Genomic DNA, 13156 nt, shown 5'->3' with positions numbered 1-13156 from the left:
GAAAGAAGCGCGGCATCCCGCATTCTTCCGTGGACAAATATCCCGCGGGGGTGTGGGGGCGCGAAGCCCCCACGACCAAGATGTGACGCTGGGAGGAAAGACGGATGTTTTACCGCGAGGCGGGTGATTTCAAGACAAGCTATCGCGACGATAGCCAGACCTTTCCGATCAAGCTGGATCGCTGGGGCTACTATGCAATTCTGGCGGTGGCCTTTCTGGTGGTGCCCTTCGTCATCGACAGTTACTGGGCCAACGCGGTTCTGGTCCCCTTTCTGATCTATGCCATCGCGGCGATCGGGTTGAACATCCTGACCGGCTATGCCGGCCAGGTCAGCCTGGGCACCGGCGGGTTTATGGCTGTGGGTGCCTATTCTGTCTATAAGCTGATGGTCGCCTTTCCGGGCGTGCCGATCGTGGTCCATATTGTTCTGGCCGGGGCGATCACGGCTGTGGTCGGCATGCTTTTTGGTCTTCCCAGCCTGCGGATCAAGGGCTTTTACCTGGCGGTGGCGACGCTGGCCGCGCAGTTCTTTCTGATCTGGTTTTTCAACAAGGTGCCGTGGTTTTACAACTACTCCGCCTCGGGGCAGATCAACGCGCCAGAGCGCACGATTCTTGGCTGGGCTGTCACTGGACCTGCTACCACGGCTTCGGCGAAATATCTGATGTGCCTGAGCTTTGCCGTGGTGCTGGCCTGGGTGGCGCGTAACCTGACCCGTGGGTCAGTCGGGCGCAAATGGATGGCGATCCGCGACATGGACATCGCCGCCGAGATCATCGGGGTGAATCCGCTGAGGGCCAAGCTGTCGGCCTTTGCCGTTTCCAGCTTCTTTGTCGGTATCGCGGGGGCGCTGTTGTTCGCGGTCTATCTGGGCGCGGCCGAGGCGAGCGAAGCCTTTGGCATCAACAAGAGCTTCCTTGTCCTGTTCATGGTCATCATCGGCGGGCTTGGCAGTATCTTCGGCAGTTTTGCCGGCGCGGCTTTCCTGGTGTTGTTGCCGGTTTTCCTGAAAAACGTGCTGGTTGCGCAGTTCGGCTGGCCCACCGACCTCGCCGCCCATATCGAACTTATGATCGTCGGTGCGCTGATCGTGTTCTTTCTGATCGTCGAGCCGCATGGCCTTGCCCGCCTTTGGGCGCTTACGAAGGAAAAGCTGCGGCTCTGGCCGTTCCCGCATTAACGACCGGACAACCGGCAGACGCAAAACCCTTGGGGAGGAGACCAAGATGAAACTGAAACTCGCAACTATTGCGCTGGGTGCCATGATGGCGGCCGCACCGGCGATGGCCGATCTGGTCGTGCCCAATCTAAGTTACCGCACCGGGCCGTATGGGGCGAACGGCACGCAATATGCCGACGGGTTCAACGATTACTTCACGCTGCTGAATGAACGCGACGGCGGCATCGGCGGCGAGAAGGTCCAGACCCCCGAATGCGAGACCGCCTATAACACCGAAAAGGGCGTCGAGTGCTACGAGGCGACCAAGGGATCTGGCGCGCTGGTCTATAACCCGCTGTCCACTGGCATCACCTATCAGCTGATCCCCAAGGTCTCGGCCGACAAGATCCCGCTTTATACCCCGGGTTATGGCCGCACCTCGGCCAAGAACGGCAAGGTTTTCGAATGGGTGTTCAACGCGCCGGCAAACTATTGGGACGGCGCCTCGGTCGCGGTGAAATACCTGCTGGACCAGAACGGCGGCAGCCTTGAGGGCAAGAAGATCGCGCTGGTCTATCACAACTCGGCCTATGGGAAAGAGCCGATCCGCACCCTGCAGGAGCTGTCGAAAAAGCACGGCTTCTCGCTGACCGAACTGCCGGTCGATCCCCCCGGTCAGGAGCAGAAAAGCCAATGGCTGCAGATCCGCCGGGAAAAGCCTGACTACATTCTGATGTGGGGTTGGGGTGTGATGAACCAGACCGCCATCCAAGAGGCGGCGAACATCCGTTTCCCGATGGAGAACTTTATCGGCACCTATTGGTCGGGTTCCGAGGTCGATGTGAAACCGGTCGGGGCGGGCGCCAATGGCTACAAGGCGCTGACCTTCCACGGCGTCGGCATGGACTATCCGATCTATGAGGACATGACGAAATACGTCATCGAGCCGGGCAAGGCTTCGCAGGGCGGGCAGTTCGTCGGCTCGGTGCTGTATTCGCGCGGCATGTATGCGGCGGTGGTGATCGCCGAGGCGATCCGCAAGGCGCAGGAACTGGCCGGCACGCCCCAGATCAACGCGGCGCAGTTGCGTGACGGGTTCGAGGCGCTGGACATCACGCCCGAGCGTCTGGCCGAACTGGGCCTGCCGGACTTTGGTCCCGAGATCAAGATGACCTGCGACAACCACGGCGGCAGCGGCATGGCGCGGTTGCAGCAATGGGATGCCTCGACTGGCAAATGGACCCTGATCACCGAATTCACCGAGCCCGATCAGGAAGTTCTGGACCCGCTGATCGTCGAGGACAGCGAAGCCTATGCCAAGGAAGCCGGCATCTCGCCGCGCTGCTGACCTCCTTGCCCCGGCGGTCATGCCGCCGGGGGTCTTTCCTGCGCCCTGAAGGGAAAACCCATGTTTGACGCCATGCCCGACCGCGAGACCCTGCTTGAGGTCAACAATATCGAGGTGATCTACAATCACGTCATCCTGGTGCTGAAGGGCGTCAGCCTGTCGGTGCCCCGGGGCGGCATTACCGCGCTTTTGGGCGGTAACGGGGCAGGCAAGACAACGACGCTGAAGGCGATCTCGAACTTGCTCCACTCGGAACGCGGCGAGGTGACCAAGGGCACGATCAGCTATCGCGGCGAACGCGTGCAAGAACTGGACCCGGCAAGTCTGGTCAGAAAGGGCGTGATCCAGGTGATGGAAGGGCGTCATTGTTTCGAACATCTGACCATCGAGGAGAACCTGCTGACCGGCGCCTATACCCGCAGCGACAGCAGGGCCGACATCGCCCGCGATCTGGAACTGGTTTATACCTATTTTCCCCGCCTCAAGGAACGTCGCAAAAGTCAGGCCGGCTATACCTCGGGGGGTGAGCAGCAGATGTGCGCCATGGGTCGGGCGCTGATGTCGCGGCCCGAGACGATCCTGCTGGATGAGCCCTCGATGGGGCTGGCGCCGCAACTGGTCGAGCAGATCTTCGAGATCGTGCGCGCCGTGAACGAAGGCGAGGGCGTGACTTTCCTGCTGGCCGAGCAGAACACCAATGTCGCGCTGCGCTATGCCCATTACGGCTACATTCTGGAAAGCGGCCGTGTGGTGATGGATGGTCCCGCCGATGCTCTGCGCGAGAACCCGGACGTCAAGGAATTCTATCTCGGCATGTCCGATCAGGGCCGCAAGAGCTTTCGCGACGTGCGGTCCTATCGTCGGCGCAAGCGCTGGCTGGCCTGAGGGCGGAAAGGCATCCCCATGACATTCTATGACAAGCTTGAAACCCGCAGCGCCGACGAGCGGGCATCGTGGCTGGCGGCGGAACTGCCTGCCGCGATCGCGCGCGCCCGAACGGCGCCCACACTGGCGCATATTCTGGGCGATATCGCCTCGCAGGACGTGACCTCGCGCGAGGCGCTGGCTCGCTTGCCGGTGATCCGCAAATCCGAACTGTCCGAGGCGCAAAAGAAATCCCCACCATTTGGCGGCTTCACCACCCGACCGGCGCAGGAATTCGAAAACATCTTTCAAAGCCCCGGCCCCATCTATGAACCCGGCCGACGCGGCGATGACTGGTGGCGGCTGGGCCGCTTCATGCATGCAGCGGGCGTGGGTCCGCGCGACATCGTGCACAATTGTTTTGGCTATCACCTGACGCCTGCAGGAATGATGTTTGAAAGCGCGGCCCGTGCTGTCGGCGCCGCGACCTTGCCGGCCGGAACCGGCCAGACAGAATTGCAGATCCGCGCCGCCGTCGATATCGGCACCACGGTCTATGCCGGCACGCCGGATTACCTGAAGATCCTGCTGGACAAGGCCGACGAGTCGGGCCAACGGCTGTCCTTTGCCCGCGCCACCGTTTCGGGCGGGGCGCTGTTTCCCAGCCTGCGGCAGGCTTATGCGGATCGTGGCATCGCCACCACGCAATGCTATGCCACCGCAGATCTGGGCCTGATCGCCTATGAATCCCCGGCGATGGAGGGGATGATCGTCGATGAGCGGGTGATCGTCGAGATCGTCCGCCCCGGCACCGGTGATCCGGTCCCGGACGGCGAGGTCGGCGAGGTCGTGGTGACCACGCTGAACCCGGATTATCCGTTGCTGCGTTTTGCCACGGGCGACCTTTCGGCGGTGCTGCCAGGTATCAGCCCCTGTGGTCGCACCAACATGCGGATCAAGGGCTGGATGGGCCGTGCCGACCAGACCACCAAGATCAAGGGCATGTTCGTCCGGCCTGAGCAGGTCGCGGCGCTGGTCGCCCGCCACCCCGAGGTATCACGCGCTCGTGTGGTCGCAGACCGGGCCGGCGACATGGATGTGATGACGGTGCTGCTGGAAACCGGGACCGATGATGCGGCAAGATACGAAGGAACGGTGTTGGATACACTGAAACTTCGCGGCCGGGTGGAACTGGTTGCGCCGGGCTCGCTGCCGAATGATGGCAAGGTGATCGAGGATCGGCGCAACTACGACTGATTCCGGCCCTCCGGAATAAGGTCGCCCGATGCGTATTGCTGCCGTCCTGCTTGCCGCTCTGATCGGGTCCGCGCCCGCCTGGGCCGAGAATCGCGCGCTTATCATCGGCAATGCCGATTATCGCAGCGCCCCCGATCTGGCAGGCTCGGACACCAGTGCGCTGGGAAACGCCCTGCGCGAGGCGGGCTTTACCACGCAGCAAGGCGTGGACCTGGAGGCGGGGCCGCTGCGCCGACTGATCGAGTCGCTGGTCCGTGCCGATGTCGATCCCGGGGCGCGCATCGTGGCGTTGAACGGCCGCTTTTTGCACGATGCGACCGAAACATGGTTCATGGGCACCGATGTCGATTCACCCGGCACCATGACGGTCGCGATGCAGGGTGTGCCGCTGTCGCTGGTCATGCGGCTGCTGGCCGGGGGCGATCCGGGCTCGGTGCTGATCCTTGGCACCGACGGGCAGCAGATGCCCCATCGTTTTGGGCTGGAAAATGGCATTGGCACTCTTGCGCCGCCCGATTCCGTCTGGGTCATGACCGGCACGCCCGAGGCCGGCGCCCGGGCTATGATGCGTTTGCTTGGCGGCGACACGGCGGCCCAGACCGCGGCTGCCGATCGCGCGCTTGCCTTGCTGCCCCAGAATGCGGCCGATCTGACGCTTGCGCCGTTTCGCAAGAATTCCGATGCGCTGAATGCAGATCACGACGCCTGGGCCGAGGCGGCAGTAGCAGACAGCGCGGGCGCCTATCAGGACTATCTGTCGCGCTTTCCTTCCGGGGTTTATGCCGTGCCCGCGCGCTTGCGGCTGGTACAGATCGGCCGTGCGCCGGGGGTGCGGAATGCGGACCGTGCGGCATGGGCGGATGCCTTGGCTGCCGACACCGCCCCCGCATATTCGGCCTATCTGAAGGATTTCCCCATCGGACGCTATGTGGGTGCTGCCCGCAAGCGGATGGCCGAACTGCGCCCCGCGCCACCTACGCGGCCCATCGCACCGCAGATCCCAACGGGGGCGGCGGCCGAACAGGCCCTTGGCCTTGGACCGGCCGAGCGCGGCGCCATTCAGCGCAAGCTGTCGCTGCTGGGCCAGCAACCGGGCGCGGTTGACGGTGTTTTCGGCCCCCGCACAAGGCTTGCTCTCTCTGGCTGGCAGCGTGGCAACAACTTGCCGGTGACCGGCTATCTGACCTCGTCTCAACTGAGGATGATCGCTGCGCAGGCCGAACGCCGCGCTGCCGAGACTGCGGCCCAGGATCGCGCTTGGTGGCAAGAGACCGGAGCCAGCGGGGATACCGAGGGGCTACGCGCCTATCTGCGCCGCTATCCCCAAGGGCTTCATGCAGATGCGGCACGCCGTCAACTGACCGAGGCAGGCGCCGGTCCCGATACCCCGCGCGGCGATGCGGCGACATGGGGCTGGGCCCGTCGTCAGGGCTCGGCCGCAGCTTACGAAACCTATCTGGAGCGTTTCCCACAAGGTGCGCAGGCTGCCGAGGCGCGCGAACGCCTTACCACCCTGCGCGCCGGGACCGAGGCTGCCCGGCGGGAAGAGGCTTCGCTGGACCTGACCCCTTCAACCCGCCGCCTTATCGAAGAACGGCTGCGCGTCGCGGGCATGCAGCCCGGTCCGGTCGACGGCGAATTTACCGAGGAAACCCGCGCGGCCCTGCGTCGCTATCAGGCGACGCGCAACCTGCGGGTTACCGGCTACGTCACCCAGCAGACGGTTTCGCGTCTGCTGACGGATGTCCTGCGCTAAGATGGGCGGGCAGCCCCCCTCGCTCTCTTCAACCGCGGCAATATAGCCGCAGCAAACTTTACCGATGGGATTTGTGCTGCTTGCCGCGCCTGCCCGGGATCATGCCCTGCCTGCTCATCCGCAGTGTCGCTAAGCCGGGCCTCGCGCGCCCAGATTTCAGACGCTACCCCCCTTGCCAGACAGCGCATCAGATTTCGCCGTGCCGCTGCTTTGCTGCGCAGAATGAAGGCCATCCCGACCCGCCATGTGCGCGATCTTCTTCGTTGTGGAAATACCCACGGGGGTGTGGGGGCAGTCAGCCCCCACCGAACCCGGCAAAGAATAGCAGAACGCCCGCGGCACGGGGCCTGCGGGCGTTCTTCAAAATCGGCAAAGTTGCCAGCTCTCAGCCCTGACGGGCCTTGAAGCGCGGGTTGGTCTTGTTGATGATGTAGATGCGGCCTTTACGGCGCACGACCTGACAGTCACGGTGGCGGCTCTTGAGCGAGCGGAGCGAATTGCGAACCTTCATCGGTCTTCTCCTATCGCGGCGCATCGCTAGGGTCGCGCCTTGAAAACGAAATACCCCCGGAAAGCCCGGGGGCGCGAATTGAATGGTGGGCGGTACTGGGATCGAACCAGTGGCCACTACGATGTCAACGTAGTGCTCTACCGCTGAGCTAACCGCCCTCCACAGGTGATTCTGTCAGCTTGCGCGGCCAGATCGCCTTGATCGGCGTGTCTATAGCTATCTCGCCAAAGGGTTTCAAGCCCTCAATCGACGGCTATTGGCCTTGGTCGATCATGGTTTATAAACCTTCTGACCTGACCGGCCAGAAATGGTTGCGGTCGTGCCGTCGGGGAACGCCAAGGGATGATCAGCGAAGAGCCAACTTTCGATCTGATACGGCCCCAAGAATGGCTGGGTGGGGTGATCTTTGCCTCGCCGCATTCGGGACGGGCCTATCCCGAATGGTTCCTGGCCGAATCGCGGCTGGATGCGCAGCAGTTGCGCTCGTCCGAGGATGCTTTCGTGGACCGGCTGGTCGCTCCGGCGCTGGATCATGGTGCCATGGTGCTGACCGCGCGGGTGCCGCGTTGCGTGGTGGACCTTAATCGCGGCCCCGAGGAAATCGACCCGCTGGTGGTCTCGGGCGCGATGCCGGCGATGACCAATCCGCGCATCATGGCGGGGCTGGGGGTGATTCCACGCGTCGTCTCACAAGGGCGCGCCATCCACGACCGGCCGATCCCGCTGGAAGAGGCGGATCAGCGCATCTCGCGGCTGTGGCATCCCTATCACCGTGCGCTTTCAGCCCTGATCGAATCGGCGGTGGCCCGGTTCGGCGGTGCCTTGCTGATCGATATGCATTCCATGCCGCGTGACGCACTGACGCATTTGCCGCGCCCGCGCCCCGACATGGTGCTGGGGGATCGCAACGGCGTCTCGGCCGCGCCGCGGATCAGCGCGGGCGTGGCCGAGGCGGTGACGGCCGAAGGGTTCCGGCTGCGACGCAATTCCCCTTTTTCGGGGGCCTATATCACCCAGACCTATGGCCGGCCGCGCAATAATGTCCATGTGGTGCAACTTGAACTGGACCGCTCGCTTTACATGGACGAGCGGCGGATCGAGCCGCGGCCGGATTTCGACCTGTTCCAGTCCCGCTTCACCCGCGTCATCACGCGGCTGGCGCGGCTGCGACCGGACGCCAGCGATGCGGCAATCGCCGCCGAGTGACCAAGGAAAGGAATTGCGATGCCGCCCGAATTAGCCGACCTGATTGGCCAGAACATCGCCCTGATCGTACTGGCGTTCGTGATCCTGCTTGCCGTGGGCCGCGCCGTCCGCATCGTCCCGCAATCGGAAAAATACGTCGTGGAACGCTTTGGCCGGCTGCATGCGGTTTTGGGGCCGGGGATCAATTTCATCGTCCCCTTCCTTGATCGGGTCGCGCATCGGATCTCGGTGCTGGAACGTCAGTTGCCGACCTCGCGACAGGATGCGATCACCGCCGACAACGTGCTGGTGCAGGTCGAAACCAGCGTCTTCTATCGCATCATCGAGCCGGAAAAGACCGTCTATCGCATTCGCGACGTGGATGCGGCGATCGCCACGACGGTGGCGGGGATCGTGCGTTCGGAAATCGGCACGCTGGAACTGGATCAGGTGCAGTCAAACCGTGCACAGTTGATCGAGCGTATTCGCGATTCGTTGGCCAATATCGTCGATGACTGGGGCATCGAGGTGACGCGGGCCGAGATTCTGGACGTCAATCTGGACGAAGCGACGCGGGCCGCCATGTTGCAGCAGCTTAATGCCGAACGTGCCCGCCGTGCCCAGGTGACCGAGGCCGAGGGCCGCCGCCGCGCGGTGGAACTGGCCGCCGACGGCGATCTTTACGCCGCCGAGCAGCAGTCCAAGGCCAAGCGTCTGCTGGCCGATGCCGAAGCCTATGCCACAGCCGCCATCGCCACCGCGATCCGGGACGGCGGGATCGAGGCGGCGCAGTATCAGGTGGCCATGCGCCAGGTCGAGGTGCTGGCCGAAGTCGGCAAGGGGCAGGGCAAGCAGACCGTGATCGTCCCTGCCTCGGCGGTCGAAGCGCTGGGTGACGCGTTCCGCATGCTGCGGGGGACCAAATGAGCTGGGCGAACGGTTGGATCTGGATCATTGCGGCGCTGATTCTGGCTGCGCTGGAGCTGGTGCTGCCGGGCTGGTTCTTTCTTGGTCTGGCCGGTGCCGTGCTGCTGATGGGGCTGGCCCTCGTGCTGGGCCTGTGGGGCGGCGGGCTGCCTTGGGCGCTGGTGGTCACCGCGATCCTGACCGGCGTGATCTGGCTGGTGTTGCGTCGCGTCTTTGGCAAGAACCGGGGTGAGGTGCGCCGCTGGACCCGCGATATCAACGACAACTAGGCTTTGCCGGTGCCAAGCTGCTGCTGACGCATGGCTCGTGCCTGCTGACCTGCCTGCGCGACGATTACGACTGGATTCCCTTTCCGGCACATTGGGATTTGCCGGGCGGCGGGGCCGAACCGGGCGAGACGCCCGTCGAATGCGCCCTGCGCGAACTGGACGAGGAATTCGGGCTGCGGTTTCCTGCCGGGCGGCTTGAGGGGCGGATTTTTGCCGCCGCCTCTCAGCCGGGGTGCCCGTCATGGCTGTTTCGCGGCACCATCACTGCGTCCGAGATCGCCGCCATCCGCTTTGGCGACGAGGGGCAGGAATGGCGCATGATGCCGATTGCGGAATTCCTGTGCCATCCGCGCGCCGTGCCGCATTTTCGGGATCGCGTGCGACTTGTTCTTGGCGAATCGGGCGCGGGATTTGAGAATCGTCTATGATCGGCCATCGACAGGAAGGAGACACCATGTCCCGGATGCAGCTTTACCGTCGCAACGGCTGGGGCTCGGCCATCGTCGAGGCGCAGTTTGCCCATTACGGGCTTGAGGTCGAGAGGATCGAGGTCGCGGACCTGTTCCTTGATCCGGCCGCCCGGCGCGAGTTGATGCGAATCAGTCCGGCAGGCCAGATCCCGGTTCTGATCCTGCCCGACGGCCGGGTTCTGTCGGAAAGCGCAGCGATCACGCTGTATCTGGCCGATATGACCGAGCGGGACGATCTGGTGCCCGATGTCAGGTCAGCGGAGCGGCCGCGTTTCCTGCGCTGGCTGATCTTTCTCGTGGCGCAGGTCTATCCCTGCTTCACCTTTGGCGACGATCCGGCGCGCTTCCTGACCGATCCGGCGGCACAAAAGGAACTGGGCGAGGCCACCACTGCGCGGCTGCAAGAACTGTGGCTGGCGCTGGAGGGGGCTGCTGGCGCACCGTGGTTCCTGGGTCAGCGATTCTCGGTGCTGGACATATATGTTGCCGTCATGAGCAACTGGAAGCCCGGACCGGAATGGTTCGCAGCGAATACGCCCAAGGTCTGGGCCATCGCCTCGGCCACGGCGGCACGAGAGGATCTGGCCCCGGTCTTTCAGCGCAATTTCGGCTGATTACAGGCCGGTCAGTTCTGCCGTGATGGCCTGCGCTGCGGCGCGGGGGTCCGCGGCCTTCCAGATCGGCCGGCCGACAACGATATGGTCGGCGCCATTGGCGATGGCGGTGGCCGGGGTCTCGATCCGTTTCTGGTCGCCGGCGTCGCTGCCTGCCGGGCGCACACCGGGGGTCACGATCAGTCGGCCCTCGGCCTCGGGCAGGGCGCTGATCAGTCCCGCCTCGCGCGGGCTGGCGATGACGCCGTCGGCGCCGGCCTCGAATGCGCGGGCGGCGCGGGTGGCGACGATTTCGGCCAGATCGCCCGGCACGATCATCCCGGCATCCAGATCGGCCCGGTCCAGCGAGGTCAGGACGGTTACCGCCAGGATTTTCATACCCGAGCCTGCCGCCCCTTGTTTCGCCGCGCGCACCACATGCGGGTCGCCATGCACGGTCAGGAAATCAAGGTCGTATTGCGCGATGCCACGGACCGCTGCCTCGACCGTGGCGCCGATGTCGAAGAACTTCATGTCCAGAAAGATGCGCTTGCCGTGTTCCTGCTTCAGCTCATTGGCAAGCGCCAGCCCGCCCCCGGTCAGCATCCCAAGGCCGATCTTGTAAAAGCTGGCGGCATCGCCGATCTTTCCGGCCAGTTCCAACCCGGCCAGCGCGTTCGGCACGTCCAGCGCCACGATCAGACGGTCGTCCATATTTCACCTCGGGCTGCGACAAACGGGCTGCTTATAGGCGGGAACGGATTGTCTTGAAACCCCGTTTGTTCCTGCCCATGTGACTGACAGGACCCGAGCCGGATCGTGCCAAAGCGGGCGATTCAAACCGGGGGCTTAGGAAAGGATTTTCATATGGATATGGAAAAATTCACGGAACGGTCGCGCGGTTTCCTGCAAGCGGCCCAAACGATCGCTATCCGCGAGGAAAACCAGCGCGTGATGCCCGAGCATCTGCTGAAGGCGCTGATGGACGACGAACAGGGCTTTGCCAGCAATCTGATCACGCGGGCCGGGGGCGATGCCCAGGCCGTGCGGCAGGCCGTCGATCAGGCCGTGGCCAAGCAGCCCAAGGTCAGCGGCGGGCAGGGGCAGGTCTATGTCGATCCCAGCATGGTCCGTGTGCTGGACGAGGCCGAGAAGCTGGCCAAGAAGGCGGGCGACAGTTTCGTCCCGGCCGAGCGGGTGCTGACCGCGCTGGCCATCGTCAACACCAACGCCCGCGATGCGCTGGCCGCCGGGCAGGTGACCGCGCAGGCGCTGAACGGTGCGATCAACGATATTCGCAAGGGGCGCACCGCCGATACGGCCAGCGCCGAGGACAGCTATGAGGCGCTGTCGAAATATGCCCGCAACCTGACCGAGGCCGCGGCCGAAGGCAAAATCGACCCGATCATTGGCCGGGACGAGGAAATCCGCCGTGCCATGCAGGTGCTGAGCCGCCGCACCAAGAACAACCCGGTGCTGATCGGCGAGCCCGGCGTGGGCAAGACCGCCATCGCCGAGGGGCTGGCGCTGCGTATCATCGACGGCGACGTGCCCGAGTCCTTGCGTAACAAGCAGCTTTGGGCGCTGGACATGGGCGCGCTGATCGCCGGTGCGAAATATCGCGGCGAATTCGAAGAGCGGCTGAAATCCGTCCTGAAGGAAATCGAGAACGCGGCGGGCGAGATCGTCCTGTTCATCGATGAGTTGCATGTTCTGGTCGGTGCCGGCAAGACCGATGGCGCCATGGATGCGGCGAACCTGATCAAGCCCGCGCTGGCCCGGGGTGAGTTGCATTGCGTCGGTGCGACCACGCTGGATGAATACCGCAAGTATATCGAAAAGGACGCGGCTCTGGCGCGGCGCTTCCAGCCGGTCATGATCGAAGAACCCACGGTCGAGGATACGATCAGCATCCTGCGCGGCATCAAGGAGAAATACGAACTGCACCACGGTGTCCGTATCAGCGACGCCGCGCTGGTGGCCGCTGCGACGCTGTCGCATCGCTATATCACCGACCGTTTCCTGCCCGACAAGGCCATCGACCTGATGGACGAGGCGGCAAGCCGCTTGCGCATGGAGGTGGACAGCAAGCCCGAGGAACTCGACCAGCTGGATCGCCAGATCCTGCAAATGCAGATCGAGGCCGAGGCGCTGAAGAAAGAGGACGACGCGGCCTCGCGCGACCGGCTGGAAAAGCTGGAACGGCAATTGTCGGAACTGCAAGAGGAATCAGCCTCGCTTACCGCCCGCTGGCAGGCCGAACGCGACAAGCTGGAAGGTTCGCGCACGCTGAAGGAGCAGCTTGACCGTGCCCGTGCCGAACTGGATCAGGCCAAGCGCGAGGGCAACCTGGCCCGCGCCGGCGAGCTTAGCTATGGCATCATCCCCGGGCTGGAGCGGCAACTGACCGAGGCCGAAGGCAACAACGACGAGTTGCTGGTCGAGGAAACCGTCCGCCCCGAGCAGATCGCCGAGGTTGTGGAACGCTGGACCGGCATCCCCACCAGCAAGATGCTGGAGGGCGAGCGCGAGAAGCTTTTGAAGATGGAGGACGTGCTGGGCAATCGCGTCCTGGGCCAGTCCGAGGCGGTAACGGCGGTTTCGAACGCCGTGCGCCGTGCGCGGGCGGGACTCAACGACCCGAAACGACCCTTGGGCAGCTTCCTGTTCCTTGGCCCGACCGGCGTCGGCAAGACCGAACTGACCAAGGCCATCGCCGAGTACCTGTTCGACGATGACAGCGCCATGGTCCGGATCGATATGTCCGAGTTCATGGAAAAGCACTCGGTTGCGCGGCTGATCGGCGCGCCTCCGGG

Annotated in this window: 13 protein-coding genes and 1 tRNA gene (1 of these 14 cut by a window edge); 11 read left to right on the top strand and 3 right to left on the bottom strand. The window is 64.0% G+C overall.

Translation table 11 applies throughout. The features are described 5' to 3' along the window. Nucleotides 1-104 precede the first annotated feature (104 nt). The 5 genes from JWJ88_RS10585 to JWJ88_RS10565 are packed head-to-tail and all read left to right on the top strand — an operon-like array spanning nt 105 to nt 6385. Nucleotides 105-1181 (top strand): branched-chain amino acid ABC transporter permease, encoded by a 1077-nt coding sequence (locus JWJ88_RS10585; protein ID WP_205294003.1) that lies wholly within the window; start codon nt 105-107, stop codon nt 1179-1181. 46 nt (nt 1182-1227) lie between these two features. Then, complete coding sequence (locus JWJ88_RS10580; protein WP_205294002.1) at nt 1228-2508, top strand: ABC transporter substrate-binding protein; 1281 nt, start codon at nt 1228-1230, stop codon at nt 2506-2508. Between the two features lie 60 nt (nt 2509-2568). Next, nucleotides 2569-3393: an ABC transporter ATP-binding protein gene (locus tag JWJ88_RS10575; RefSeq protein WP_205294001.1), complete on the top strand. Its 825-nt coding sequence runs from the start codon at nt 2569-2571 to the stop codon at nt 3391-3393. Nucleotides 3394-3411: 18 nt separating this feature from the next. Beyond that, nucleotides 3412-4629, top strand: a complete 1218-nt coding sequence (locus tag JWJ88_RS10570; protein WP_205294000.1) for a phenylacetate--CoA ligase family protein — start codon at nt 3412-3414, stop codon at nt 4627-4629. A gap of 28 nt (nt 4630-4657) precedes the next feature. Continuing rightward, entirely contained in the window at nt 4658-6385 is a 1728-nt protein-coding gene (locus tag JWJ88_RS10565) for a peptidoglycan-binding protein (protein ID WP_205293999.1), read from the top strand. A gap of 385 nt (nt 6386-6770) precedes the next feature. Here JWJ88_RS10565 and ykgO read toward each other — a convergent pair whose 3' ends face one another. Next, nucleotides 6771-6896: a type B 50S ribosomal protein L36 gene (gene ykgO, locus JWJ88_RS10560; protein ID WP_024842876.1), complete on the bottom strand. Its 126-nt coding sequence runs from the start codon at nt 6894-6896 to the stop codon at nt 6771-6773. Nucleotides 6897-6979: 83 nt separating this feature from the next. Further along, a tRNA-Val gene (locus JWJ88_RS10555) sits at nt 6980-7054 on the bottom strand. A 184-nt stretch (nt 7055-7238) separates the two neighbouring features. Here JWJ88_RS10555 and JWJ88_RS10550 point away from each other — a divergent pair. The 5 genes from JWJ88_RS10550 to JWJ88_RS10530 are packed head-to-tail and all read left to right on the top strand — an operon-like array spanning nt 7239 to nt 10361. After that, nucleotides 7239-8102, top strand: coding sequence for an N-formylglutamate amidohydrolase (locus tag JWJ88_RS10550; RefSeq protein WP_205293998.1), 864 nt, complete (start codon nt 7239-7241; stop codon nt 8100-8102). Nucleotides 8103-8120: 18 nt separating this feature from the next. Further along, nucleotides 8121-9008: an SPFH domain-containing protein gene (locus JWJ88_RS10545; RefSeq protein WP_205293997.1), complete on the top strand. Its 888-nt coding sequence runs from the start codon at nt 8121-8123 to the stop codon at nt 9006-9008. Continuing rightward, nucleotides 9005-9277: a hypothetical protein gene (locus tag JWJ88_RS10540; RefSeq protein WP_205293996.1), complete on the top strand. Its 273-nt coding sequence runs from the start codon at nt 9005-9007 to the stop codon at nt 9275-9277. The genes JWJ88_RS10545 and JWJ88_RS10540 overlap by 4 nt, the downstream gene beginning before the upstream one ends. Further along, nucleotides 9250-9705: an NUDIX hydrolase gene (locus JWJ88_RS10535; protein WP_322985101.1), complete on the top strand. Its 456-nt coding sequence runs from the start codon at nt 9250-9252 to the stop codon at nt 9703-9705. The genes JWJ88_RS10540 and JWJ88_RS10535 overlap by 28 nt, the downstream gene beginning before the upstream one ends. Before the next feature lie 26 nt (nt 9706-9731). Further along, nucleotides 9732-10361, top strand: a complete 630-nt coding sequence (locus JWJ88_RS10530) for a glutathione S-transferase family protein (RefSeq protein WP_205293995.1) — start codon at nt 9732-9734, stop codon at nt 10359-10361. On the opposite strand, the gene pyrF is transcribed toward JWJ88_RS10530, so the two are convergent. Then, the gene (gene pyrF / locus JWJ88_RS10525) at nt 10362-11054 is read right to left on the bottom strand and encodes an orotidine-5'-phosphate decarboxylase (RefSeq protein ID WP_205293994.1); all 693 of its coding nucleotides are present in this window, start codon (nt 11052-11054) and stop codon (nt 10362-10364) included. Nucleotides 11055-11207: 153 nt separating this feature from the next. Between pyrF and clpB the strand changes: the two genes are divergently transcribed. Beyond that, nucleotides 11208-13156 carry the 5' portion of an ATP-dependent chaperone ClpB gene (clpB, locus tag JWJ88_RS10520; protein ID WP_205293993.1) on the top strand. Its footprint extends 679 nt past the window's final position, so 1949 of the gene's 2628 nt are visible here — the first part of the coding sequence; the start codon lies at nt 11208-11210; its stop codon lies beyond the right edge, outside the window.

This window comes from Paracoccus methylovorus, assembly GCF_016919705.1.
Taxonomy (GTDB): domain Bacteria; phylum Pseudomonadota; class Alphaproteobacteria; order Rhodobacterales; family Rhodobacteraceae; genus Paracoccus; species Paracoccus methylovorus.
This window is presented reverse-complemented; position numbering and strand designations above follow the sequence as displayed.

Bases quoted from the DNA above. Each gene is read 5' to 3' on its own strand.
- JWJ88_RS10585 (WP_205294003.1), top strand. From the start codon at position 105: ATGTTTTACCGCGAGGCGGGTGATTTCAAGACAAGCTATCGCGACGAT.
- pyrF (WP_205293994.1), bottom strand. From the start codon at position 11,054: ATGGACGACCGTCTGATCGTGGCGCTGGACGTGCCGAACGCGCTGGCC.
- JWJ88_RS10530 (WP_205293995.1), top strand. From the start codon at position 9,732: ATGTCCCGGATGCAGCTTTACCGTCGCAACGGCTGGGGCTCGGCCATC.
- JWJ88_RS10570 (WP_205294000.1), top strand. From the start codon at position 3,412: ATGACATTCTATGACAAGCTTGAAACCCGCAGCGCCGACGAGCGGGCA.
- JWJ88_RS10545 (WP_205293997.1), top strand. From the start codon at position 8,121: ATGCCGCCCGAATTAGCCGACCTGATTGGCCAGAACATCGCCCTGATC.
- JWJ88_RS10565 (WP_205293999.1), top strand. From the start codon at position 4,658: ATGCGTATTGCTGCCGTCCTGCTTGCCGCTCTGATCGGGTCCGCGCCC.
- ykgO (WP_024842876.1), bottom strand. From the start codon at position 6,896: ATGAAGGTTCGCAATTCGCTCCGCTCGCTCAAGAGCCGCCACCGTGAC.
- JWJ88_RS10540 (WP_205293996.1), top strand. From the start codon at position 9,005: ATGAGCTGGGCGAACGGTTGGATCTGGATCATTGCGGCGCTGATTCTG.
- JWJ88_RS10580 (WP_205294002.1), top strand. From the start codon at position 1,228: ATGAAACTGAAACTCGCAACTATTGCGCTGGGTGCCATGATGGCGGCC.
- JWJ88_RS10550 (WP_205293998.1), top strand. From the start codon at position 7,239: ATGATCAGCGAAGAGCCAACTTTCGATCTGATACGGCCCCAAGAATGG.
- JWJ88_RS10575 (WP_205294001.1), top strand. From the start codon at position 2,569: ATGTTTGACGCCATGCCCGACCGCGAGACCCTGCTTGAGGTCAACAAT.